This is a genomic window from Serratia marcescens subsp. marcescens ATCC 13880 (assembly GCF_017299535.1).
In the GTDB taxonomy this organism is placed as follows: domain Bacteria; phylum Pseudomonadota; class Gammaproteobacteria; order Enterobacterales; family Enterobacteriaceae; genus Serratia; species Serratia marcescens.
In genome coordinates this window covers 3,681,785-3,706,111 of record NZ_CP071238.1, presented here as the reverse complement: position 1 = coordinate 3,706,111, position 24,327 = coordinate 3,681,785, and the positions used below count along the sequence as shown (strand labels likewise).

Genomic DNA, 24,327 nt, shown 5'->3' with positions numbered 1-24,327 from the left:
ACGGGGTTTTTTTACGGCTTACGCCAGGCGGCCCACCTTCAGCCAGGCGCTGTCTGAGCCGGGCGCCGAGGTGATATAACCCCACTTGGTCTGCCAGACGTAGCCTTGGTAGGACACCAGCGCGCCCTGGGCGTAAGTGGTGCCCGGCACATAGGCCGGCGCGGTCATGATCGGCAGGTTGCCGGGGCCGACGCCGGTGTATCGCAGGCCGGTGCCCATATCCAGCTGGCTGTCGTCGTAGTCTGCGGCGTTGAAATAGCGATCCAGCGCGGCCAGCAGATCGCCGTTGCGGTTGTCTTGCCCCAAATGCCAGAACATTACGCCGCCCAGCTGCTGCTGCTTGATGTACTTCGCTTTGTATTTGAAGCTCTCGGCATCGTCATAGGTGACAAACAGCCCGTTCTGCGCATGATACAGATACGGGGTTTTGGTCTTATCGTTCCACAACCGCTGATAGCCGTAGTTGCCCTGCAGCATCTGCTCCAGCTGGCGATAGGAGGCGATGCGCGGATCCTTGTCGCGCACGCACTCGTCGCAGCCCACCAGCCAGTAATCGGCGTTCGGATACGGATCTTCGCCCGGCGTGCTGTGGCTGCTGTACTGGCCGCCGTTGCCGCCGCTGACGCCCTTGAAGGCGCGGCCGTAGAAGGGCACGCCCATGACGATTTTGGCGCTCGGCACGCCTTCCATCATCAGGTGCTGCTGCACGGCGGCGTCGACCGTCAGGCTGAACGGGCTGGGGAAGGCGCGGGTCAGCTCTTCCCAGCTCCAGCCCAGATTGGCTTCGCGCAGTGCGTTGTAGAAGGTCGGCCCGGCCGCGTCGCCGAACAGCGCCGCCTGGTGGTTGGTGATCTTCTCCCAGGGGCCGGCCAGATCGTAGGTCATCAGGTTGATGTAATCGAGTGGCGCGACGATTTGCGCCAGCTTGCTGTAATAGCGCGACAGGAAGAAGGCGCCGCCGGCGCCGGCGATGGTCAACTGATACGGCAACGCCTGGCGGCCGTCCGCGATGGTTTGCTGGTTCAGCAAGGTGCGGATCTCCTGCAGCGCGGCGATGAAACCGTCCACTTCCGCCGCCTGCGGATACTCCCAGTCGATGTCCACGCCGTCGAAGCCGTAATCCTTCATGATGCGCACGCAGGATTGGGCGAACTTGGTGCGCGCCGCCGGGGTTTTCACCGCGTTGACGTAGTTGGCGTGCGACACGCCCAGATCGTTGGAGTAGTACCAGCCGCCGATGGAGAACATGATGCGCAGGCTGGGGTTGTGCGCTTTGAGCGCGGTTAAACGGTTGACCACATCGCGCGCCTTGGCGTCGTTGGTGGCCGGATCCCAGGCGCATTCCAGGTTGCTGTTGATATCCAGGAACGAGAAGTTAATGTGCGTCAGCTGTTTGGCTTTGGCCGGCGTGATGTTGGAAACCGGGAACGGCACGACAGACGTATCGGTCTCGGTGTAATTATTGATTTGGTTGGTCGGAATAAAATAATACCCAATAACGGCTTTGCGTGTGGACATGGTATTTCTCCAGAGTGGATGTTTTTCAATGGGGGAATATTCCCCGTCGCCATTAATGTTTATTTTCCTCGAGAATAAAAGTCGAAATAAATCACCATAAGAATGAATTTTTATTAACTGCCGCATGCATTGGCGTTTTATGCGTTGTGCCAACGTTCAGCGTGAATGAATTCGACCATAGGGCCTGTATTTATTCATTTGCTTTGTAATAGCATCCTTAACTAGATTCTGAGTATCCGATGTCCCGCCGGCCGTGATTGGTATTTAATTAAAAATAAAAAGGAGATGAGCTATGTCCAGCATAGGGCCTGACGCTGTTGGCTTAATAGTCCAGCGAGTATGTGAATATCTTCAGCCGGTATTGAACGCCATTCTGGCCGGCGTGATGGCGCTATTACATGGCGCCTACCGCAACGTGGGCATTCGGCGCCGTTTATTGAATGCGGCGATGTGCGCGTTATTGGCCTGGACGGTGCGCGATGCGCTGGCGCTGATGGGCCTGGAATTAAAGTGGGCGAATTTGGCCAGCGTACTGATTGGTTTTATGGGGGCGGATTACATCAACGCCTTAATTAAAAAATTCATCGGCAAAAAGACGGGGTTTAAAAATGTTAAATGACATTGAAGAGATTCGTTTTACCGCCCGCAGCGAAGAGAACCTGCGCGGCGTGCACCCGGATCTGGTGCGCGTTATTCGCCTGGCGCTGCGTTATTCGCTGGTGCCGTTTTCCGTCAGCGAGGGGCTGCGCAGCATGGCGCGCCAGCGGGAAATGGTGCGCGCCGGCAACAGCCAAACGCTGCGCAGCCGCCACCTGACCGGGCACGCGGTGGACGTGGTGGCGATGCCGGCGGGCGTGGCCTCCTGGGAGTGGGATTACTACGCGCAGATTGCGGTGGCGGTGCGGCGCGCGGCGCGTGAATGCGGCATCAACGTCGAATGGGGCGGCGAATGGAAAACCCTCAAGGATGGCCCGCACTTCCAACTGCCGTTCCGGGACTATCCGGCATGAGCGGCTGGCTGCAAAAACTGATGCAGGGCGGCTTGCTGCTGTTGCTGCTGTTGCTGCTGGCGGCCATCTGCCTCGGCGGCTATAGCTCGCTGCTGTCGCACCAGTTGGCGTCTGCGCGGCAACAGGCGGCGGAACTGCAAAAAAGCCTGGCGCAGCAGGCGGGGCTTATCGCCACCTTGCAGACACAGGATGCGCAAAATCGCGCGCTGATGGCGGCGCAGCAGCGGCAGGAACGGCAGTTGCGCCAACAACACGAGGCTTATCAGAGGAAATACCGTGAAGCGATTAAAAACGATCCCTGCGCCGCTCAGCCTCTGCCTGGCGCTGTGTTTGAGCTCCTGCGCCCGGCCGCCGGCGCCGCAGGCCGTGCCGCTGTTGCCCCCTGAGTCGGTATTCGCTCCCTGTGAGCAGCCGCAGTTGCAGGGGGAGACCTGGGGCGATGCGGTAAGCTATGCCCTGGCGTTACAAACCTCGTTACACATTTGCGCCGGCCAGGTGGAGACGCTCAACGCCTGGCGCGCCACGCTGCCGCCGCGCTGACGGCGGCGTTTCTCTGCTCGCCTCGCAGATCTTCTTTTTTTACTTTTAAAACGCTCTTTCGACCAAGGTTATGGCGCGCTTCAAAGTTTGTGATGTTTCTCTCACTATACTTCAAGGCTGTGCCCTGTCATTGTAATTGGGCGCCATGGCCCACGGCAGGGCGCAGCCTCAAAGCCTTACCTCAACATAAAAGCAAAAAACAAAGGAATCCATAATGGACGAACAGCTCAAACAGAGTGCCCTTGATTTCCATCAGTTTCCTGTCCCAGGGAAGATCCAGGTTTCCCCTACCAAACCGTTGGCGACCCAGCGCGATCTGGCGCTGGCCTATTCGCCGGGCGTCGCCGCGCCTTGCCTCGAGATCGCCGAAGATCCGCTGGCGGCCTACAAATACACCGCGCGCGGCAATCTGGTGGCGGTGATTTCCAACGGCACGGCGGTACTGGGTCTGGGCAATATCGGCGCGTTGGCCGGTAAGCCGGTGATGGAAGGCAAGGGCGTTTTGTTCAAGAAGTTTTCCGGTATCGATGTATTTGATATCGAAGTGGATGAGCATAACCCTGACAAGTTAATCGACATTATCGCCGCGCTGGAACCGACCTTCGGCGGCATCAACCTGGAAGACATCAAGGCGCCGGAGTGTTTCTACATCGAACAGAAACTGCGTGAGCGCATGAAGATCCCGGTATTCCACGACGACCAGCACGGCACGGCGATCATTACCACCGCTGCGGTGCTCAACGGCCTGCGCGTGGTGAAGAAGAACATCTCCGACGTGCGGCTGGTGGTGTCCGGCGCCGGCGCGGCGTCCATCGCCTGTCTGAACCTGCTGGTGGCGCTGGGGCTGCGTCAGCAGAACATCACCGTCTGCGATTCCAAGGGCGTCATCTATAAAGGCCGCGACGCCAACATGGAGCAGACCAAAGCCGCCTACGCCATCGAGGATAACGGCCAGCGCACGCTGGGCGACGCCATCCCGAACGCCGACATCTTCCTCGGCTGCTCCGGCCCGGGCGTCCTGACGCAGGATATGGTGAAAACCATGGCGCGCGATCCGCTGATCATGGCGCTGGCCAACCCGGAACCGGAAATTCTGCCGCCGCTGGCCAAAGCGGTGCGCCCGGACGCCATCATCTGTACCGGCCGTTCCGACTACCCGAATCAGGTGAACAACGTCCTGTGCTTCCCGTTCATTTTCCGCGGCGCGCTGGACGTGGGCGCCACCACCATCAACGAAGAGATGAAGCTGGCCTGCGTGCATGCCATCGCCGATCTGGCGCTGGCGGAGCAGAGCGACGTGGTGGCTTCCGCGTATGACGATCAGGATCTCTCCTTCGGGCCGGAATACATCATTCCGAAACCGTTCGATCCGCGTTTGATCGTCAAGATCGCGCCGGCGGTGGCCAAGGCGGCGATGGATTCCGGCGTGGCGACGCGCCCGATCGAAGACTTCGACGCCTATGTGGAGAAGCTGGCGGAGTTCGTCTACAAAACCAACCTGTTCATGAAACCGATCTTCTCGCAGGCGCGCAAAGAGGTGAAGCGGGTGGTGCTGGCGGAAGGCGAGGAAGAGCGCGTGCTGCACGCCACGCAGGAGCTGGTGTCGCAGGGGCTGGCTTTCCCGATCCTGGTCGGCCGCCCGAGCGTGATCGAGATGCGCCTGAAAAAGCTGGGCCTGCAGCTGACGCCGGGCAAAGATTTCGAAGTGGTGAACAACGAGTCGGATCCGCGCTTCAACGAATACTGGGGCGAGTACTACCAGATCATGAAACGCCGCGGCGTTTCGCAAGAGCAGGCGCGCCGCGCGGTGATCGGCAACCCGACGCTGATCGCCGCCATCATGCTGCATCGCGGCGAAGCGGACGCGATGATCTGCGGCACCATCGGCAGCTACCACGAGCATTACGACGTGGTGAAGAACGTGTTCGGCTTCCGTGAAGGCGCGCACGTCGCCGGCGCGATGAACGCGCTGCTGCTGCCGAGCGGCAACACTTTCATCGCCGACACCTACGTCAACGACGCTCCGACGCCGGAACAGCTGGCGGAGATCACCCTGATGGCGGCGGAAACCGTGCGCCGCTTCGGCATCGAACCGAAGGTGGCGCTGCTGTCTCATTCCAGCTTCGGCTCGTCTGACTGCCCGGCGGCGCGCAAGATGCGTAAAACGTTGGAACTGGTGAACGAGCTGGCGCCGGAGCTGGAGATCGACGGCGAAATGCACGGCGACGCCGCGCTGGTGGAGAGCATCCGCCACGATCTGATGCCGGACAGCCCGCTGAAAGGCTCGGCCAACCTGCTGATCATGCCGAACATGGAAGCGGCGCGCATCAGCTACAACCTGCTGCGCGTCTCCTGCTCGGAAGGGGTGACCGTCGGGCCGGTGCTGATGGGGGTCGCCAAACCGGTGCACATCCTGACGCCGATCGCCTCGGTGCGCCGCATCGTCAACATGGTGGCGCTGGCGGTGGTGGAAGCCCAGACCGAACCGCTGTAAGCCCGGGTTGAGTGACTGGCCCCCTGCGCCGTTGGCGCCGGGGGCTTTTTTATGCCTTGCAGCGCGCGGCGATGGCGCGAATATCCTGCGGTGTGGTGCGGCAACAGCCGCCGATCAATTGCGCGCCGAGCGCGCGCCACTCCGCCGCCTGATCGGCCAGGCTGCCGTGTTCGCCGTCGCAGGCGTGCCAGGTTTTGCTGACCGCATCGTAGTGCTCCCCGGAGTTTGGGTAGACCAGCAGCGGCTTGTCGGCCAGCGCGTTCAGTTGACGCAACGCCGGGGCGACCTTGTCCAGCGCGATGCAGTTGATGCCGATCGCCAGCACCTGCGGGTTGCCGCGCAGCGCGGACATGACCTCCGTCAGCGGCGTGCCGTCGCTGAGATGTTGGCTGTCGCGAAGGGTGACGGCGAACCAGGCGCCGAGCGTCGGGAACTCCTGCAGCAGCGTCAGCAGCGCCTGCAGTTCGGCGAACGACGGCAGCGTTTCGCAGGCCAGCAGATCGACGCCGGCGGCGGTCAGGGCTGCGAGGCGAGGGCGGTGGAAGGCAATGAAGTCATCCTGCGCCAGCCGATAGTCGCCGCGGTATTCCGAGCCGTCGGCCAGATAGGCGCCGTACGGGCCCACCGAGCCGGCGATCAGCAGCGGCGCCGCTTGCGGGTGCGCGGCCAGATAATCGCGGCGCGCCCGCTGCGCCAGCTGCACGCTTTTGGCGATCAGCGCCAGCGACTGATCCTGATCCAGGCCGCGGCGCAAGAAGCCCTGCGGCGTGGCCTGATAGCTGGCGGTGATGGCGCACTGGGCGCCGGCGTTGAAATAATCGAGATGCACCTGATAGATAAGCTCGGGATTTTCAATCAGCACCTTGGCCGACCACAGCGGATCGGTCAGGTCGCAGCCGCGTGCTTCCAGTTCGGTGGCCAGCGCGCCGTCCAGGATCAGCGTCGGCTGTTCGGCCAGCAGGCGGGCGACGGGGTTGTTAACCGACATGTTGTTCTCCCAAAGCATTTTTTTGCCCGGCGCGCCGGGTCAGGAAATAGGTGAGGTAGCACAGGGCGACGAACGGCAGTCCGCAGTAGAGCGCAATGCGCTGCTCCGGATCGAACGCCAGCCCGATGCAGGCCAGCAGGCACAGCGCAAAGCCGAGGATCGGCGTCAATGGATAGCCGGGAGCGCGGTATTTCAGGCCGCTTATCGGCTGGCCGCTGCGCAGGTAGGCGCGGCGGAAAGCATAGTGGGCCGCGCAGATGCTCAGCCACACCGCCACTACCGCAAAGCCGGAGATCGCCGACAGGGCGACGAACACCGTGTCCGGCGCGATCACGCTGGTCAGCAGCGCCAGCACGCCGCCGAGCATGCTGAAGGTCAGGGCGTTGATCGGAATGCCGCGCGCATTGACGCGGGCGAAGTAGGCCGGCAAGGTGCGCTGGTGGGCCAGCGACCACAGCATGCGCCCGGAGGCGTACAGGCCGGAGTTGGCCGCCGACAGGATGGCGGTCAGGATCACGAAGTTGAAGATATCGGCGGCGTAAGGCACACCGATGCGTTCAAACACCAGCACGAACGGGCTTTTGACGATCCCCGCCTGATCCATCGGGATCAACGCCGCCAGCACGAAGACCGTGCCGATAAAGAACAGCATCAGGCGGATCACCGTGGTGCGGATCGCCAGCGGCACGACTTTTTCCGGGTTCTCGGTTTCACCGGCGGCGATGCCGATCAGTTCCGTGCCGGAGAAGGCGAAGTTCACCGCCACCATGGTCATCAGGATCGGCAGCGTGCCGTGCGGTAGCCAGCCGGAAGCGGTCAGGTTATGCAGGAACGGCGCCGGGGTGCCGTCTTTCATCGGCAGCAGGCCGAACATGGCGGCGCCGCCCAGAATGATGAACGCCAGAATGGTCACCACTTTGATCAGCGAAAACCAGAATTCACTTTCGGCGAAAAAGCGGGTGGTCACCACATTGAGCAGGAAAATCGCCGCGCAGAAGATCAGGCACCACAGCCACACCGGCGACTGCGGGAACCAGTACTGCATGCAGAATCCGGCGGCGGTCAGGCTGGAGCCCAGCGCCACTGTCCAGGTGAGCCAATACAGCCAGGCGACGGCATAGCCGGTGGCCGGCCCCAGATAGCGCGAAGCGTAGACGTGAAAGGCGCCGGTTTCCGGCATCGCCACCGACAGCTCACCCAGGCACAGCATCACCAGATACACCACCAGCGCGCCGATCAGGTAGGCCAGCAGCGTGCCGAGCGCGCCGGTGGTGGAAATGATGTAGCCGGTGTTGAAAAACAGCCCGGTGCCGATCACGCCGCCCAGCGACAACATCACCAGGTGCCGGGCCTTCATGCTGCGTTTGAACTGCCCTGCGGCGGGCGCCGATGCGTGCATAATAATCTATCCGTATAGACGTCTAAATATCTGAATGGCTATTGGTTATACCCGTAATGCCTTTTTAACGCAATGCGCCACCGGCGATAGCCGCGTAAAAAAATCGTTAAGCCGGATCTATATGCAAATGATAATTATTATCTATAATGTTGCCATTTTCGATAATGGGGCAACATGATGAGATATTTGATTTTATTGGCGGCCTTGGCGCTCGGCGCCTGCAGCCAAACGCCGGTGAAGGCGCCGGCCAATGACGTCGCGAGTTTGGGGAGCATCACCGATCTGCACAGCGGTGCGAGCCTGACGCCGGAGCAGCTGTTGACGCGATTGGCGCAGCAGCCGCGGGTGATCGTCGGGGAAAAACATGACAATCCTTACCACCATCAGATTGAGCAATGGCTGGTGCAGCAACTGCCGCAGCGGCGGCCGCAGGGCAGCGTGCTGATGGAGATGATCAACCCGAACCAGCAGGCGCAGGTAGACAAGGTCAAACAGTGGTTGCAGAGCGACCCCACGGTGCGTGACGGCCGCGTGGCGGAGCTGATCGCCTGGCAGCCGGGCTGGAAGTGGGAACTGTATGGCGGGGTGACGATGGCGGCGATGCGCGCGCCATACCCGCTGTGGTCAGCCAACCTGGATCGCAGCGAGATTACGGCGTTCTATCAACAGCCGCAGTTCCCGGCGGGGCAGCTATCGGCGCAGCCGGCGGTGCGCAAGGCGCTGGAAGAGACCATCCGCACTTCGCACGGCGGCAAGATTGAGGCCGACCAACTGCGCGCGATGCTGGCGATCCAGCAGCAGCGCGATCGGCGCATGGCGGAGCGTTTGCTGGCGGCGCCCACGCCCGCGCTGTTGATCGCCGGCGGCTATCACGCCGCCAAATCGGTGGGCGTGCCGCTGCACGTGCGGGATCTGCAACCGGCGGCGGCGGCGACGGTGCTGATGCTGGCGGAGCCGGGCGTACAGGTCGATGCGAACACCGCAGACTACCTGTGGATCACACCATCAGTGAAATGAATACGTTAAGGCAGTGAAAAGGGGTGTTAATTATAGTTGCAAATGATTATCATTAGTAAATGTGATCTGCAATCATTCGCAATTAAGCAAGCTAATGCCCCTATGTTAAGTCAGTCTTATTCCCTTCCGGCCTTTGAGCTGCCGCAGCCGCGCTGGGCGCGCGGCCTGCTGCTCGCCCTGGCGGCGCACGCGGCGTTGGTGCTGCTGTTTTATTGGCCGCAGACGGCGCGGGAGCCGGTGGCGCTGCCGCCGCCGGCGGTGATGATGAGCTGGGCGGCGCAGATTGAAGCGCCGGAAAGCAAGCCGCTGCCGCTGGGCGTGCAGCAGGCGGAGTCCGCCGCGGCGCAGCCCGCGGAGCAGCAGCAACAGCCGGATCTGCCCAAGCTGGCGCGCGCCGATAAAGCAAAAATCGTGACGGCGCAGAAGAAGCGCGCTGAACACCGTCCCCCGCAAAAAGCGCAGCCGAAGCCGCAAGAACAGGCCAAAGAGACGCGCAATGCCGCCGCGTCCAGCGCCGCCGCGCCGCAGGCGCAGACGATCTCCCACCAGACCGCCGCCCCGATCAACAGCGACGCCAACAGCAATGCGCAGGCCAAACTGTCGTGGGAGAGCCTGGTGAAAGGCAAACTGAACCGCATCAAGGATTACCCTTTGGATGCCCGCAGCCGGCGGCGCAGCGGCATGCCGCAGGTCAGTTTCAGCGTTGACGCGCAGGGACGGGTCTCGAACGTCATGCTGCAGGTGCGTTCCGGCACCGCGTCGCTGGATCGGGAAGCGGTGGCGGTGGTGTCGCGCGCCCAGCCGTTGCCGCCGCCGCCGCCGGAGATGCTGCAACAGGGGGCCGTCAAGGTGACGATGCCGATCGATTTCAATCTGGCGGAGCTGAATGCCCGCCGTTAATGCCCGCAGGCGCCGCATCGCCGTCGTGCGCCTCTTCAAACTTCGTGAGGGATTATGAATCCGCTGTTATTCACCCCGCGCCGTCGCATCGCGGCCGCGCTCTGGCTTTCTTTAGGCCTCGCCGGCGCCGCGCTGGCGCAACCGCAGCCGCCGTTGGCGGAACGCGCGCCGAAAGCGCTGACGGCGCATGGCGAGACGCGCACCGACGATTACTACTGGCTGCGCGACGACAGCCGAACAGAGCCGAAGGTGCTGGACTACCTGAAGGCGGAGAACCGCTACACCGAGCAGATGATGGCGCCGTACCAGAAGCTGCGCGCCACGCTGTATCAGGAGATGCTGGGCCGCATGAACCCTGACGATCGTTCGGTGCCGTATCAGCTCAACGGTTATCGCTATCAGGAAAGCTACGCCGCCGGTAAAGAGTTCGCGCGGTATCAGCGCCAGGCGCTCACCGCCGACGCGCCGTGGCAAACCCTGCTGGACGCCAACCAGCGCGCCGCCGGCCACGCTTACTATCGCCTGGGGGCGATGGACATTAGCCGGGACAACCGCCGTCTGGCGGTGGCCGAAGATCTGCAGGGCCGCCGCCAATACCGCATCTCCCTGCGCGAGTTAGGCAGCGAACGCTGGTCGCCGGAAACGCTGGAAAACACCTCCGGCAACATGGTGTGGGCCAACGACAACCAAACCCTGTTCTACGTGCGCAACCACCCGCAAACGCTGCTGCCGTATCAGGTCTACCGTCATCAGTACGGCACGCCGCCGGCGGAAGATAAACTGGTGTATCAGGAAAACGATCCGGCGTTCTACCTCAGCCTCAGCCGTTCTTCTTCGCGTGACTACCTGATACTCACCATCAGCGGCAACACCACCTCCGAAGTGCGCCTGATCGACGCCAGCCAGCCGCAGCGCGAGCCGCAGCTGTTCGCCGCCCGGCAAAAAGGCCGCGAGTATTATCTCGATCACTACCGCGGCGAGTTCTATTTGCGTTCCAACCATCAGGATCCGAACTTCGGCCTGTACCGCACGGCGGCGGCGGGCAAACCCTGGCAGACGCTGATTGCGCCGCAGGCGCAGCACGAGGTGGAAAGCTTCAGCCTGTTCCGCGACTGGCTGGTGGTGCAGGAACGCGCCAACGGGCTGGTGCAGCTGCGGCAAATCAGCTGGGACGGTAAAACCGAGCGCGCCATCCCGTTCGACGACGCCAGCTACATGGCCTGGCTGGGCTATAACCCGGAGCCGGACAGCGATCGGTTGCGCTACGGTTATTCGGCGATGACCACGCCGACCCGCACCTATGAGTGGGATCTGAACAAGGGCGAGCGCACCCTGCTCAAGCAACAGGAAGTGAAAGGCGTCGATCCCAGCCTGTATCACAGCGAACGCATTTGGATCGCGGCGCGCGACGGCGTGAAGGTGCCGGTCTCGCTGGTGTACCGCACATCGCTGTTCAAAAACGGGCATAACCCGCTGCTGGTGTATGGCTATGGCGCTTACGGCATGAGCATGGATCCGGCGTTCAGCGCCAACCGCATCAGCCTGCTGGACCGCGGCTTCGTCTATGCGCTGATCCACGTGCGCGGCGGCGGCGAGCTAGGGCAGCGCTGGTACAAACAGGGCAAACTGACGCACAAACCGAACAGCTTCAACGATTTCATCGACGCCACCCAAGCGCTGATCAACGACGGCTATGGCCAGCCGGGGCGCATCTACGCCATGGGCGGCAGCGCCGGCGGCTTGCTGATGGGGGCGGTGATCAATCAGGCGCCGCAGCTGTACAACGCGGTGGTGGCGCAGGTGCCGTTCGTCGACGTGGTGACCACCATGCTGGACGACAGCATTCCGCTGACCACCGGCGAATACGAGGAGTGGGGCAACCCGCACCAGCCGGCCGCCTATGCGCTGATGAAATCCTACAGCCCGTACGACAACGTGCGCAGGCAGCATTATCCGAACCTGCTGGTCACCAGCGGTTTGTACGACTCGCAGGTGCAGTATTGGGAGCCGGCCAAATGGGTGGCGAAGCTGCGGCGTTTCAAACAGGGCGATTCGCTGCTGCTGCTCTCCACCGACATGACCGCCGGCCACGGCGGCAAATCGGGCCGCCTGGCGAGGCTGGAAAACGGCGCGCTGGAGTACGCCTTTATTCTGGCGGCGGATCGGCAGGCGCAGAAATAACCTTCAGCGCCGCGGCACGCTGCGGCGCAATAAAACAATAACAATCTTTTACCGCGCGTTTCGGCGGACTTTTTGCTGGGCATTGTCGGCCATCAAACCTTATTGGCTATTTCTGGGGATATATGAAAATCAAAATGATAGCGAGCCTGATCGGCGCGGGACTGGCGCTGTACGGGCCGGCTGCGGCCGCGCAGGAACAGGCGGAAAATAATAAAGGCAGCGTGGCGTTCAGCCCGCTCAACGTCTCGGCCGCCGACGGCGGCAAGAGCAGCGAAAAAGAGGCGTTGGCCAGGCCGGGCGCGTTCAGCTCGCGCGACGAAAACAAAAATCTGGAGTCGGTGGACAGCATTCTGCGCAGCATGCCGGGCACCTATACCCAGATCGATCCCGGCCAGGGATCGGTCAGCGTCAATATTCGCGGCCTGAGCGGCTTTGGCCGGGTCAACACCATGGTCGACGGCATCACGCAAAACTACTACGGCAACTCGCCGAGCGACGCGGCGCACGGGGGATTGCCCACCAGCCAGTTCGGGGCGCTGATCGATCCTAACTTTATCGTCGGCGTCGACGTGGCGCGCGGCAACGCCACCGGTTCCGACGGGGTGAACGCCCTGGCGGGCAGCGCCAACTTCCGCACCATCGGCGTGGACGATGTGGTGTTTTCCGATAACCCGTTCGGCGTGCGCACCAAATTCTCGGTGGGCAATAACGGCATCGGCCGCAGCGGCATGATCGCCGTGGGCGCCAAAACCGCCGCTTTTGCCGACGGCGGCAGTCTGGGGGCGATGGCGGCGATCAGCGGCAGCTCCATCACCTCCAACTACAAAAACGGCGCCGGTTTCGACAGCGAGATGTTCAACGTCGATAAAACCTACCGCCAGAACCCGAAATCCCAGCTGTTCAAGGTGGACATCAAGCCGGATGCCTTCAACAGCATCGAACTGTCGGCGCGCAGCTACCAGAATAAAATCACCCGCCGCCACATCGACAGCGACGATTTCTACCTTAAATACCACTACGCGCCGTTCTCCGAACTGATCGATTTCAACCTGACCGCCAGCACCAGCCGCGGCGAGCAGAAGTTCATGTCCGACAACATGGCGGGATTCAGCGACAGCACGGCGAAAAACATCTCCGATGCGCTGGATATCAACAACACCAGCCGTTTCAGCCTGCAGGACGTCGATTTCGCGTTCAGCTACGGCGGCAAGCTGGTGCGCAACGAGTATAAGAAAAAGGCCTCCGGTTTGGTGACGGATGACAATCAGGCGGAAAGCATGCCGGTGGGAATGTCGGGCAAGCAGGATATCTCCAGCCTGTACAGCGGCCTGCAGGCCAACTACGGCATCTGGCAGGGGAATTTCGATCTGAACTACACCGCCTATCGCCTCTCCGGCTATAAGCCGGCCTGTGACGAGCGCGTAGAGTGCTTCCCGCAAGGCGCCGGCAATATCAACCGTAACGAACACGGCTTCAACCCTTCGGTCATGCTGTCGGCGCAGGTGACGCCGTGGCTGCAGCCGTTCGTCAGCTACAGCAAGTCGATGCGCGGGCCGAATATCCAGGAGGTGTTCTTCGCCAACAGCGGCGGCCAGTCGATGAACCCGTTCCTCAAGGGCGAAAAAGCGGAGATCTGGCAGGGCGGGTTCAACGCCAATGCCCACGATCTGTTGTTCAAGCAGGACAGCTTCCAACTGAAAGCGGTCTATTTCGAAACCAGGATCAAAAACTACATCTCCAGCCAAACCTACCTGGTGTGTAAAGACCGCCAGAAGTGCAACCGTTCGCAGGCGACGCAGGAAGAGTGGGATAACGCGGACGTCAACGTCAGCATGACCATGTACAGCAACGCCCCCGAACCGGTCAAAATGCGCGGTGTGGAGATCGAAGCGCTGTACGACGCCGGTTTCGCGTTTACCAAACTGTCGTTAAGCAAGGAGCATACTTCCCAGCCGACCAACCAGGCCAGCAACGTGTTCGGCGCGGGTGATGTCAGCGAACTGCCGGAATTCTACTTCACGCTGGACAGCGGGGTGCGCCTGCTGGACGAGACATTGACGCTGGGCGGGGTGGTGAAATACACCGGCAAATCGGTGCGCCTGTCGCCTGATTCCACTCTCGATGAAAACGAACAGTTGATGAAGGAGCCGGCGCCGCATATTCCGACCATTATCGATCTGTACGGCACCTATCAGGTGAATCGCAATCTGCTGCTGAAGCTCAGCGTGCAAAACCTGATGGACAAGGACTACTCGGACGCGCTGAACAAGATGAATTCGCTGCCTTCGCAGTCACAAGATTTCACGCCGACCAACACCGCCCGTGGGCGGACTTATATCTTCGGGGGGGAGTTGCGCTTCTAAACCGCAGCAGAGCAGGGCGCAGTCACTGCGCCCGTTTCGCTTGCAGCAGCCATTTGTCCAGCTCGTTGGCGAACTGCTGGCGGTCGCGCTGGTTCAGGGCGTTCGGGCCGCCGGTCTGAATGCCGCTGGCGCGCAGGGTATCCATAAAATCGCGCATGTTGAGGCGCTCGCGGATGGTGTCCGGCGTGTAGCGTTCGCCGCGCGGGTTCAGCGCCACCGCACCTTTCTCGATCACCTCCGCCGCCAGCGGGATGTCGGCGGTGATCACCAGATCGCCCGCTTCGCAGCGGCGCACGATCTCGTTATCGGCCACGTCGAAGCCGGCCGCCACCTGCAGCGAACGGATGTGCTTCGACGGCGGCGTGCGCAATGGCTGGTTCGCCACCAGCGTGACGGTGATGGCGGTGCGATCGGCGGCGCGGAACAGCACCTCTTTGATCACGTTCGGACAGGCGTCCGCATCGACCCAAATCTGCATCATTTCGACTCCTGCAGCCAGTCGCGCACCGGCAGGAAATCGCGCGCCAGCGCCGCTTCCGGGCTGTCGGCCTCCGGCTGGTAGTTATATTCCCAACGCACCAGCGGCGGCATCGACATCAGGATGGACTCGGTGCGCCCGCCGGTTTGCAGCCCGAACAGCGTGCCGCGATCCCACACCAGGTTGAACTCCACATAGCGGCCGCGGCGATACAGCTGGAACTGGCGCTCGCGCTCGCCCCAGGTCAAGGCCTTGCGTTTTTCGACGATCGGCAGATAAGCGTCGAGGAAGCCCTGGCCCACCGCGCGGGTGAAGGCGAAACAATGGTCGAAATCCGGGGTGTTCAGATCGTCATAGAACAGGCCGCCGATGCCGCGCGCTTCGTTGCGATGCTTGATGAAGAAGTAATCGTCGCACCATTGCTTGTATTTCGGGTAGACCTCGTCACCGAACGGCGCGCACAGCTCGGCCGCGGTGCGGTGCCAGTGCACGGCATCCTCTGCGAAACCGTAGAACGGCGTCAGGTCAAAACCGCCGCCGAACCACCACACCGGCGCTTCGCCCGGTTTTTCGGCGATGAAGAAGCGCACGTTGGCGTGGCTGGTGGGCACGTAGGGGCTGAGCGGGTGGATAACCAATGAGACGCCCATTGCCTGGAAGCTGCGTCCGGCCAGTTCCGGACGGTGCGCGGTCGCCGAGGCCGGCAGGGTGGCGCCGGAGACGTGCGAGAAGTTGACCCCTGCCTGTTCGAACACCGCGCCGTTGGTCAGCACGCGGCTGCGGCCACCGCCGCCTTCTTCACGCGTCCATTGGTCTTCGGTGAACACGGCGCCGCCGTCGGCCTGGGCGAGCTGCGCGCAGATGTGATCCTGCAGCGCCAGCAGGAAGGATTTTACTTCAGCGATGTTAGGTAAACTCATGCGGGGTCTTTATAGCGTCTGGCTGAACAAGGCGCTGAGTATACTCTTATTCGCCGCCCGCGGCATCAGCGGGGTTTGCGTTGGTGTGCGTCGAAATAGTCGAAGAAGTTGACGATGCCGTCCGCGATGGCGCGGGCGATTTTCTCGCGAAACGCGGTGGTGCCCAGCAGCCGCTCTTCATTCGGGTTGGTGATGAACGAGGTTTCCACCAGCACCGAGGGGATGGACGGGGATTTCAGCACCGCGAACGCCGCCTGTTCGGTGCTGTCGCTGTGCAGATGGTGCACCGGGCGAATTTGACCGAGCACGTGGCGGCCGAGCGTCAGGCTGTTGTTGATGGTGTCGGTTTGCACCAGATCGAACAACACCTGCTGCAGGTAGTTGTCCTGATCCTTGTACTTGCCGCCCGCCACGTCGTCGGCGGCGTTTTCACGGTTGGACAGGTAGCGCGCCATGGCGCTGCTGGCGCCGCGGTTGGAGAGGGCGAACACCGAAGCGCCGGAGGCCGACGGGCTGGTAAAGCCGTCGGCGTGAATCGAAATGAACAGGTCGGCCTGGTGCTGGTGGGCGATCTCGACCCGCTGGAACAGCGGAATGAACTCATCTTCTTCGCGCGTCAGGCGCGCCTCGACGTGATCGTGCTCATGCAGGAAACGGCGCACGTGGTTGGCGATTTCCAGCACGATGTGTTTTTCCTGCGAGCCTTCGTGGCCGACCGCGCCGGAGTCGATGCCGCCGTGGCCGGGATCGATCATCACCCGCTTTTTGCCGCCGGCCGGTTTCGCCGCCGGTTTGCTGTGCTGATTGCGCAGCAGGCCTTCCGCCTTGGCGCTGTGGCTTTTCACGCCGAACAGCGCCACCGCCAGGCCGGAAAGCAACAGTTGGCGTCGCGTCGGGGAAACGGCAAGCGGCTTAAAATTGAGGAATTGTTTACCCTGCTTTTTCATTACGCAACGCTCCGTCGACGTTTCTATTTTGCGACGTTATATCGTATTGATAATCATTAATCGACCCGATAACTATTTCCATTTATTACGCCTGTTACCGGCGATTTCCGGGCAAAATAGCGCGCTAAATCGCAGTTTGATATTGCGTAAGTGAATAATCACGCGATAATCAGATAAACACCTTAATTAACAGCGGCCAACATCGATGGAAATTCGCGTATTTCGACAAGACGACTTTGAAGAAGTCATTACCCTGTGGGAGCGCTGCGATCTGCTGCGGCCCTGGAACGATCCGGAAATGGACATCGAGCGCAAGCTGAACCACGATCCGGAGCTGTTCCTGGTGGCGGAAGTCGGCGGCGAAGTGGTCGGTTCGGTGATGGGCGGCTATGACGGCCACCGCGGCTCGGCGTATTACCTCGGGGTGCATCCCGACTATCGCGGGCGCGGCATCGCCAATGCGTTGATCAACCGTCTGGAGAAGAAGCTGATCGCCCGCGGCTGCCCGAAGATCCAGATTATGGTGCGCGAAGACAACGACACGGTGGTTGAGATGTACGAGAAGCTCGGCTACGAAATCCAGGGCATCACCAGCCTGGGCAAGCGGCTGATCGAAGATCAGGAATATTGATCGAGCGGCGGACGGCGGTATAGCCCGCCCGCCGCATCGCATTACGGCAGCTTTTTGACGGTTTTCACGTCCACTTCGAGGCTGTTCCAGTCTTTATCCACTTTACCTTCCAACTGCACCTTGTCTTTCGGCGTAACGGTCTGGCCGTTCCAGCGTTTGCGATCGATATCGACCGTCAGGGTGCCGGTGGCGTCGCGGAAGGTATAGGTTTCGTCGCCGATGCGCTGCTCGATGTTGCCCTGCAGCATCACCCAGGTGTCGTCGCTCAGCGATTTCACCTTGTCCACGGTGGTCAGCGCCGCGCTGGGGCCGGAGAAACCGCCCTGCGGAGCGGGTTGCGTTTGCGCCTGCGGCGCGGCCGGATCGAGGAACCCGCCTTGTTGCGCCAGTACCGGTGCGCTGCACAGCGCGATCAGAGCGGCCAGAGTCAGTTTTTTCATGTTGCGCTTCCTTATCGTTATTGAAAATCACATCCCGCTGATATCGGGGGCTTGCTTAGTGATAAGGATTAAAACACGCCGATCTTAAGAGCTTCTTAAGCCGACGCATTGAAATTCCCATCGCCGGCGCCCATCTGTAGCCATAGTCTTTATTCTGTTGGCAAGGAACGATCGTTGAAGCCATTCTCACCCCGGTTTTCCCCGGATGATTACGACCAGCACGGCGCGCTGCGGCTGCCGCTGGGATTTTGGGCCGTGCTGATTTTGCAGGCGCGCACTTGGCTATTGTTCGTGATGGCCGGCGTTTCGCGTGAGCAGGGCGAAAGCTTGCTGGCGCTGTTTTATCCGGATACCCAACGCTTTTGGTACGGCATGCTGCTCGGTCTGCCGGCGGCGCTGGCGTTTTTGCTGAGCGGCCGTCGCCACCAATGGCCGCGGCTGTGGCGCGGTTGGCGCTGGGGGCTGGCTGTCTCGCTGCTGGCGTCGCTCGGCGGCTCGCTGTTCAGCCTGTGGCGCCAGGACGGCGATGCGCCGGGGCTGGAGCTGGCGTTGGCGTTACTCGACGCGCTGGCGCTGAGCTATCTGTTGCTGAATGCGCGTCTGAAAGCCTGTTTCGCGCCGGCGGGGCGCGCCGACTAATTGCCGAGAAGTGCGGCACTTTTCGCATTTTCCGCACTCCAAGCTGGCAACCGTTGGCGTAGTGCGGGCCGTTGTGAGAGGCTGGCATGCAGCAAAACGCCGAGTGCGGCAGGGGCGGGTTACCGCCCCGTGCCATTGATGTTTAAGGAGCTAGAGATGAATATTCGCCCCCTGTTGTTAGGGCTTCCGCTGTTACTGACCGGCTGTTCGAGCATGTCCAATTTCTCTTGGTCCAGCCTGTCGCCGTTCAACTGGTTCGGCAGCAGCCTGGAGGTCGGCGCCAAGGGCGTCGGCAAGCTCAACGCCGGCACGCCGATGTCGGAAAGCGCCATCAATGACGGGCTGGACGGCAACTACCGCCTGCGCGGCGGCATGGCGACCAACAACGGCCAGATCGTCTCTTATTACCAGGCGCTGTCCGGCGACGAAGTGAAACTGGTGATCACCGGCGAACCGAAAGGGCGCCTGCAGCGCGTGGACGTGCTGGATCCGAAAGTGGCGACGGAGTGGGGCAACAAGCTCGGCACGCCGTTCGGCGATATGTACAGCAAGGCGTTCGGCTCTTGTAAGCCGGGCAGCGGCGAAGACGCCGGTAAAGTGGAGTGCGTGGCGGAGCAGAGCAAGTACGTCACCTACATCTTCAGCGGCAAGTGGGCCGGGGCGCAGGATATCATTCCGCCGGACGACACCCTGAAAAGCTGGACGGTCAGCAAAATCATCTGGCACGCCAAGCCGCAGCAGTAATGCGTTCAACGGGCGCCGGTTCGCGGCGCCTGCCTTTTCAAGCCATTACCCCTATTTTCTTTGCGCTGCTGCAAGGCAATCGCCCGCGCTTGCGGTATGATAGCGCGCGTTTGTAACAGGGAACCCGCGCGTCAACCGCCATACCTGTTGCCTGGTTTTGGTATTGAGGATAACAACATGACACAGGTTCAGAGCGGCATTCTGCTGGAGCACTGCCGTTTCGCCATTTTTATGGAAGCCAGCGTACAGGGCGAATTCGCCGACTTGCGCCAGGGCTGCAAGCAGTTTTGTCAGACCCTGAGCGAGCTGCAGCAGCAGTTCCCCGATGCGCGCCTCGGCGCGGTGATCGCTTTCGGTTACGACGTCTGGCACGATCTCTCCAGCGGCCAGGGCGCGAAAGAGTTGAAGCCGTTCACGCCGCTCGGCAAAGGGCTGGCGCCGGCCACCCAGCGCGATATGCTGATCCACATCCAGTCGCTGCGTCACGACGTCAATTTCACGCTGGCGCAGGCCGCGCTGGCGGCGTTCGGCAACGTCATCAAGATTGAAGAAGAAACCCACGGTTTCCGTTGGGTGGAAGAGCGCGATCTGAGCGGCTTCATCGACGGCACCGAAAACCCGCAGGGCGATCAGCGCCCGGCAGTGGCGACGATCGCCGAAGGCGAAGAGGACGCAGGCGGCAGCTACGTGCTGGTGCAACGCTACGAGCACAACCTGCGCCAGTGGCAGCGCTTTACCACCGAACAGCAGGAGCAGATCATCGGCCGCACCAAGCACGATAGCGAAGAGCTGCCGGCCGATCAGCGCCCGGATACCTCGCACGTCAGCCGCGTCGATTTGAAAGAGAACGGCAAGGGCCTGAAAATTCTGCGCCAGAGCCTGCCTTACGGCACCGCCAGCGGCAAGCACGGCCTGTTCTTCATCGCCTATTGCGCGCGCTTGCACAATATCGAGCAGCAACTGCTGAGCATGTTCGGCGATTTGGACGGCAAACGTGACGCGATGTTGCGCTTCAGCCGTGCAGTGACCGGCAGCTACTACTTTGCGCCATCGCTGACGCGCCTGCTGTCACTTTGACGCCGTCGCCGAAGCCGGCGCGTCCGGCTTCGGTCCGTTTTCCCGTCCCGAAAACGCCTCGCATTCCCTGCCTTATAGCGTTTGATGCTTGTAAATCACTAAACGGTATATAAAAGCGTTACAGCTCCGCACCGAGTTATAAATACACTGGTCGTCAATAAGGCGAAAGCCTGAAGGAATGACTCAGTGATAAGGTGCAGAATGAAACAAAACCGGGTTAAAAATCTCGTGCTGAAAGGTTGGCTGGCGGCTGCGCTGTTGGCGAGCGGCGCCGCATCGGCGGCGGAAATGCTGAACAGCTCTTATGACGTTTCCCGTGAATTGTTCGTCGCGCTGAATCCCGGCTTTGAACAGCAGTGGAATCAACAGCATCCGAACGACAAGTTGACCATCAAACAATCGCACGCCGGCTCGTCGAAGCAGGCGCTGGCGATCCTGCAGGGCCTGCGGGCCGACGTGGTGACGTACAACCAGGTCACCGACGTGCAGATCCTGCACGATCGCGGGCAGTTGATCCCGGCGGACTGGCAGGCGCGCCTGCCGAACAACAGCTCGCCGTTCTATTCCACCATGGCGTTTCTGGTGCGCAAGGACAACCCGAAGGGTATCCACACCTGGAACGATCTGGTGCGCGACGACGTGAAACTGGTGTTCCCGAACCCGAAAACCTCCGGCAACGGCCGTTACACCTATCTGGCCGCCTGGGGCGCCGCCAGCCAGGCTGACGGCAACGATGCGGCCAAGACCCGCGCCTTCATGACCCGCTTCCTGAAAAACGTGCTGGTGTTCGATACCGGCGGCCGCGGCGCGACCACCACCTTCGTCGAGCGCGGTTTGGGCGACGTGCTGATCAGCTTCGAGTCCGAAGTGAACAATATCCGCAAGCAATACGGTGAAGACAAGTACGAAGTGATCGTGCCGCCGGTCGATATTCTGGCGGAGTTCCCGGTGGCCTGGGTCGACAAAAACGTCGAGCGCAACGGCACCGAACAGGCGGCCAAAGCCTATCTGAACTATCTCTACAGCCCGGCGGCGCAGCAGGTGATCACCAGCTTCTACTACCGCGTCTATGACCAGAAAGCGATGGCTGCCGCGAAGGGGAAATTCCCGGACACCCAACTGTTCCGGGTGGAAGACCAGTTCGGCGGCTGGCCGCAGGTGATGAAAACCCACTTCGCCACCGGCGGCGAGCTGGATCAGCTGTTAGCGGCAGGGCGCAAGTAAATGTTGGCGTTGTCGTCCAGTAAGCGGGTGCTGCCCGGATTTGGCCTCAGCCTCGGCAGCAGCCTGTTTTATACCTGTTTGATCCTGCTGCTGCCGCTCACCGCGCTGGTGATGCAGTTGGCGCAGATGAGCCTGGCGCAGTACTGGGAAGTGATTTCCAACCCGCAGGTGGTGGCGGCGTATAAAGTGACGCTGCTGGCGGCTGGCGTCGCCAGCCTGTTCAACGCGGTGTTCGGCATGCTGATGGCCTGGATCCTGACGCGTTATCGCTTTCCCGGCCGTTCGCTGCTGGACGGTCTGATCGATTTGCCGTTCGCGCTGCCGACGGCGGTGGCCGGCCTGACGCTGGCGGGGCTGTTTTCCACCACCGGCTGGTACGGCCAGTGGCTGGCGCACTTTGACATCAAGGTCACCTTCACCTGGCTTGGGATCGCGGTGGCGATGGCGTTCACCAGCCTGCCGTTTGTGGTGCGCACCGTGCAGCCGGTGCTGGAAGAGCTGGGGCCGGAATACGAAGAGGCGGCCGAGACGCTGGGCGCCACGCGTTGGCAAAGTTTTCGCCGCGTGGTGCTGCCTGAGGTGGCGCCGGCGCTGCTGGCCGGCACCGCCATTTCCTTTACCCGCAGTCTGGGCGAGTTCGGCGCGGTGATTTTCATCGCCGGCAATATCGCCTGGAAGACGGAAGTGACTTCGCTGATGATTTTTGTGCGTTTGCAGGAGTTCGATTACCCGGCGGCCAGCGCCATCGCCTCGGTGATCCTGGCGGCGTCGCTGTTGCTGCTGTTCAGCATTAACGTCTTGCAAAGCCGCTTTGGCAGACGTTTGGGAGGAGGGCACTGATGGCTGATGTTTCCGCCTTCAACGGCGCCGAGCGCCCGCGCGTCAACTGGGGCAAGTGGACGCTGATCGCCATCGGTACGCTGTTCTCGGTGCTGCTGCTGGTGGTGCCGATGATGTCGATTTTCGCCGAGGCCTTTTCCAAAGGATTCGGCGCGATGTGGAGCAATTTGCTCGATCCGGACATGCTGCACGCCATTTGGCTGACGGTCTTGATCGCGCTGATTACCGTGCCGTTTAACCTGGTGTTCGGCACGTTGCTGGCGTGGCTGGTGACGCGTTTCACCTTCCCCGGCCGCCAGCTGCTGCTGACGCTGATCGATATCCCGTTCGCCGTCTCACCGGTGGTGGCGGGGCTGATTTATCTGCTGTTTTACGGCAGCAACGGCCTGCTGGGCGGCTGGCTGGATGCGCATAACATCCAGATCATGTTCTCCTGGCCGGGCATGGTGCTGGTGACTATCTTCGTCACCTGTCCTTTCGTGGTGCGCGAGCTGGTGCCGATGATGCTCAGCCAGGGCAGCCAGGAAGATGAGGCCGCCATTCTGCTGGGGGCGTCCGGTTGGCAGATGTTCCGCCGCGTGACGCTGCCCAACATTCGCTGGGCGCTGCTGTACGGCGTGGTGCTGACCAACGCGCGCGCCATCGGCGAGTTCGGCGCGGTGTCGGTGGTGTCCGGTTCGATTCGCGGCGAAACCTACAGCCTGCCGCTGCAGGTCGAGCTGTTGCAGCAGGATTACAACACCGTCGGTTCCTTTACCGCCGCCGCGCTGTTGACCCTGATGGCGATCGTTACCCTATTTTTGAAGAGTGCGCTGCAGTGGCGCCTGGAACGTCAAAACGCGCGTCTCGAGCGGGAGGAAAATCATGAGCATTGAGATTAACGGCATCAACAAGTACTTCGGTCGCACCAAGGTATTGAACGATATCTCGCTCGATATTGCTTCCGGCGAGATGGTGGCGCTGCTTGGGCCATCCGGTTCCGGCAAGACCACGCTGCTGCGCATCATCGCCGGGCTGGAGAGCCAGAGTGGCGGCAAGCTGGGTTTTCACGGCACCGACGTCAGCCACATGCATGCGCGCGACAGACGTGTCGGCTTCGTGTTTCAGCACTATGCGCTGTTCCGCCACATGACGGTGTTCGACAATATCGCCTTTGGCCTGACCGTACTGCCGCGCCGCGAGCGGCCGAACGCCGCGGCGATCAAACAGAAAGTCACTCAGTTGCTGGACATGGTGCAGCTTGGCCATTTGGCCAATCGCTACCCGTCGCAGCTGTCCGGCGGCCAGAAACAACGCGTGGCGCTGGCGCGCGCCCTGGCGGTGGAACCGCAAATTCTGCTGCTGGACGAGCCGTTTGGCGCGCTGGATGCGCAGGTGCGTAAAGAGCTGCGTCGCTGGCTGCGCCAGCTGCACGAAGAGCTGAAGTTCACCAGCGTATTCGTCACCCACGATCAGGAAGAGGCGATGGAAGTGGCTGACCGCATCGTGGTGATGAGCCAAGGCAATATTGAACAGGTTGGCTCGCCGGAGGAGATTATGCGCGAGCCGGCCAGCCGTTTCGTGCTGGAGTTTATGGGGGAAGTGAACCGTCTGAACGGCGAAATTCGCGGCTCCCAGCTGTTCGTCGGCGCGCACCAGTGGCCGCTGTCGTTCCAGCCGATGCACCAGGGCAGCGTCGATCTGTTCCTGCGCCCGTGGGAAATGGAAGTGGCGACCGAGAGCAGCGAGCGCTGCCCACTGCCGGTTCAGGTATTGGAAGTCAGCCCGCGCGGCCATTTCTGGCAGCTGACGGTGCAGCCGATCGGCTGGCATCAGGAACCGATAAGCATAGTGTTGCCGGAAGGCAACGCCACGCCGGTGCGCGGCGGCCGTTATTACGTCGGCAGCCTCAATGCGCGGCTGTATGCCGGCGATCAACTGCTGCAACCTGTTGCGTTAGCCAAAAGCGCCTGATAGGTTTTAGCCAGTCCTTTTCTT

The 24,327-nt window shown here is 61.5% G+C and carries 24 protein-coding genes; 17 read left to right on the top strand and 7 right to left on the bottom strand.

Translation table 11 applies throughout. The features are described 5' to 3' along the window. Positions 1 to 18: 18 nt before the first annotated feature. Complete coding sequence (gene chiB, locus J0F90_RS17725) at positions 19 to 1,518, bottom strand: chitinase ChiB (protein ID WP_016926761.1); 1,500 nt, start codon at positions 1,516 to 1,518, stop codon at positions 19 to 21. 292 nt (positions 1,519 to 1,810) lie between these two features. Here chiB and J0F90_RS17720 point away from each other — a divergent pair, with 292 nt between their 5' ends. The 5 genes from J0F90_RS17720 (at position 1,811) to maeB (ending at position 5,562) form a co-directional block, all read left to right on the top strand. Further along, on the top strand, positions 1,811 to 2,137 hold the full coding sequence (locus tag J0F90_RS17720; RefSeq protein ID WP_033639689.1) for a phage holin, lambda family: 327 nt from the start codon (positions 1,811 to 1,813) through the stop codon (positions 2,135 to 2,137). A gap of 10 nt (positions 2,138 to 2,147) precedes the next feature. Next, a complete protein-coding gene (gene chiX / locus J0F90_RS17715) occupies positions 2,148 to 2,528 on the top strand; it encodes an L-Ala D-Glu endopeptidase ChiX (protein WP_459076059.1) in 381 nt (126 codons plus the stop codon). Beyond that, positions 2,525 to 2,914 (top strand): DUF2570 family protein, encoded by a 390-nt coding sequence (locus J0F90_RS17710; RefSeq protein ID WP_033639693.1) that lies wholly within the window; start codon positions 2,525 to 2,527, stop codon positions 2,912 to 2,914. The genes chiX and J0F90_RS17710 overlap by 4 nt, the downstream gene beginning before the upstream one ends. Further along, a complete protein-coding gene (lysC, locus tag J0F90_RS17705) occupies positions 2,895 to 3,068 on the top strand; it encodes an Rz1-like lysis system protein LysC (RefSeq protein ID WP_004936544.1) in 174 nt (57 codons plus the stop codon). The genes J0F90_RS17710 and lysC overlap by 20 nt, the downstream gene beginning before the upstream one ends. Positions 3,069 to 3,282: 214 nt before the next feature. Continuing rightward, positions 3,283 to 5,562 carry an NADP-dependent oxaloacetate-decarboxylating malate dehydrogenase gene (gene maeB, locus J0F90_RS17700; RefSeq protein WP_033639694.1) on the top strand — a complete coding sequence of 760 codons (2,280 nt, stop codon included), beginning with the start codon at positions 3,283 to 3,285 and terminating at the stop codon, positions 5,560 to 5,562. 49 nt (positions 5,563 to 5,611) lie between these two features. On the opposite strand, the gene mmuM is transcribed toward maeB, so the two are convergent. Beyond that, positions 5,612 to 6,550, bottom strand: a complete 939-nt coding sequence (mmuM, locus tag J0F90_RS17695; protein ID WP_033639695.1) for a homocysteine S-methyltransferase — start codon at positions 6,548 to 6,550, stop codon at positions 5,612 to 5,614. Then, positions 6,540 to 7,949 (bottom strand): S-methylmethionine permease, encoded by a 1,410-nt coding sequence (gene mmuP / locus J0F90_RS17690; RefSeq protein ID WP_033639696.1) that lies wholly within the window; start codon positions 7,947 to 7,949, stop codon positions 6,540 to 6,542. The genes mmuM and mmuP overlap by 11 nt, the downstream gene beginning before the upstream one ends. Positions 7,950 to 8,126: 177 nt before the next feature. Here mmuP and J0F90_RS17685 point away from each other — a divergent pair, with 177 nt between their 5' ends. The 4 genes from J0F90_RS17685 (at position 8,127) to J0F90_RS17670 (ending at position 14,410) form a co-directional block, all read left to right on the top strand. Next, the gene (locus J0F90_RS17685) at positions 8,127 to 8,966 is read left to right on the top strand and encodes a ChaN family lipoprotein (RefSeq protein WP_033639697.1); all 840 of its coding nucleotides are present in this window, start codon (positions 8,127 to 8,129) and stop codon (positions 8,964 to 8,966) included. 102 nt (positions 8,967 to 9,068) lie between these two features. After that, complete coding sequence (locus J0F90_RS17680; RefSeq protein WP_033639698.1) at positions 9,069 to 9,866, top strand: TonB family protein; 798 nt, start codon at positions 9,069 to 9,071, stop codon at positions 9,864 to 9,866. Positions 9,867 to 9,920: 54 nt separating this feature from the next. Continuing rightward, positions 9,921 to 12,047 carry a S9 family peptidase gene (locus J0F90_RS17675; RefSeq protein WP_080286912.1) on the top strand — a complete coding sequence of 709 codons (2,127 nt, stop codon included), beginning with the start codon at positions 9,921 to 9,923 and terminating at the stop codon, positions 12,045 to 12,047. 122 nt (positions 12,048 to 12,169) lie between these two features. Next, a complete protein-coding gene (locus J0F90_RS17670; RefSeq protein ID WP_033639699.1) occupies positions 12,170 to 14,410 on the top strand; it encodes a TonB-dependent receptor domain-containing protein in 2,241 nt (746 codons plus the stop codon). A gap of 22 nt (positions 14,411 to 14,432) precedes the next feature. Here J0F90_RS17670 and J0F90_RS17665 read toward each other — a convergent pair whose 3' ends face one another. From J0F90_RS17665 to amiA, 3 genes are all read right to left on the bottom strand, one after another. Further along, complete coding sequence (locus J0F90_RS17665) at positions 14,433 to 14,888, bottom strand: YaiI/YqxD family protein (RefSeq protein WP_028127767.1); 456 nt, start codon at positions 14,886 to 14,888, stop codon at positions 14,433 to 14,435. After that, on the bottom strand, positions 14,888 to 15,808 hold the full coding sequence (hemF, locus tag J0F90_RS17660; protein WP_016926774.1) for an oxygen-dependent coproporphyrinogen oxidase: 921 nt from the start codon (positions 15,806 to 15,808) through the stop codon (positions 14,888 to 14,890). Before hemF ends, J0F90_RS17665 begins: the two co-directional genes overlap by 1 nt. 65 nt (positions 15,809 to 15,873) lie before the next feature. Then, positions 15,874 to 16,755, bottom strand: a complete 882-nt coding sequence (gene amiA / locus J0F90_RS17655) for an N-acetylmuramoyl-L-alanine amidase AmiA (protein WP_016926775.1) — start codon at positions 16,753 to 16,755, stop codon at positions 15,874 to 15,876. Between the two features lie 205 nt (positions 16,756 to 16,960). On the opposite strand from amiA, the gene J0F90_RS17650 reads away from it, so the two are divergent. Then, the gene (locus J0F90_RS17650; RefSeq protein WP_004936504.1) at positions 16,961 to 17,386 is read left to right on the top strand and encodes a GNAT family acetyltransferase; all 426 of its coding nucleotides are present in this window, start codon (positions 16,961 to 16,963) and stop codon (positions 17,384 to 17,386) included. A 41-nt stretch (positions 17,387 to 17,427) separates the two neighbouring features. Here the strand turns inward: J0F90_RS17650 and J0F90_RS17645 are convergent, their stop codons facing one another. Then, positions 17,428 to 17,826, bottom strand: a complete 399-nt coding sequence (locus J0F90_RS17645; protein ID WP_019453857.1) for a YgiW/YdeI family stress tolerance OB fold protein — start codon at positions 17,824 to 17,826, stop codon at positions 17,428 to 17,430. A gap of 174 nt (positions 17,827 to 18,000) precedes the next feature. Here J0F90_RS17645 and J0F90_RS17640 point away from each other — a divergent pair, with 174 nt between their 5' ends. From J0F90_RS17640 to cysA, 7 genes are all read left to right on the top strand, one after another. Further along, entirely contained in the window at positions 18,001 to 18,465 is a 465-nt protein-coding gene (locus J0F90_RS17640; RefSeq protein WP_033639700.1) for a DUF2919 domain-containing protein, read from the top strand. A gap of 156 nt (positions 18,466 to 18,621) precedes the next feature. After that, on the top strand, positions 18,622 to 19,209 hold the full coding sequence (locus tag J0F90_RS17635) for an RpoE-regulated lipoprotein (protein WP_004936494.1): 588 nt from the start codon (positions 18,622 to 18,624) through the stop codon (positions 19,207 to 19,209). A 177-nt stretch (positions 19,210 to 19,386) separates the two neighbouring features. Next, positions 19,387 to 20,286 (top strand): Dyp-type peroxidase, encoded by a 900-nt coding sequence (locus J0F90_RS17630; protein ID WP_004936493.1) that lies wholly within the window; start codon positions 19,387 to 19,389, stop codon positions 20,284 to 20,286. Positions 20,287 to 20,487: 201 nt separating this feature from the next. Next, positions 20,488 to 21,510, top strand: coding sequence for a sulfate ABC transporter substrate-binding protein (locus tag J0F90_RS17625; protein ID WP_033639701.1), 1,023 nt, complete (start codon positions 20,488 to 20,490; stop codon positions 21,508 to 21,510). Then, complete coding sequence (gene cysT / locus J0F90_RS17620) at positions 21,511 to 22,350, top strand: sulfate/thiosulfate ABC transporter permease CysT (protein ID WP_019453852.1); 840 nt, start codon at positions 21,511 to 21,513, stop codon at positions 22,348 to 22,350. Beyond that, the gene (gene cysW / locus J0F90_RS17615) at positions 22,350 to 23,225 is read left to right on the top strand and encodes a sulfate/thiosulfate ABC transporter permease CysW (protein ID WP_025303787.1); all 876 of its coding nucleotides are present in this window, start codon (positions 22,350 to 22,352) and stop codon (positions 23,223 to 23,225) included. Before cysT ends, cysW begins: the two co-directional genes overlap by 1 nt. Next, positions 23,215 to 24,303: a sulfate/thiosulfate ABC transporter ATP-binding protein CysA gene (gene cysA, locus J0F90_RS17610; protein ID WP_025303786.1), complete on the top strand. Its 1,089-nt coding sequence runs from the start codon at positions 23,215 to 23,217 to the stop codon at positions 24,301 to 24,303. Before cysW ends, cysA begins: the two co-directional genes overlap by 11 nt. Positions 24,304 to 24,327 lie beyond the last annotated feature (24 nt).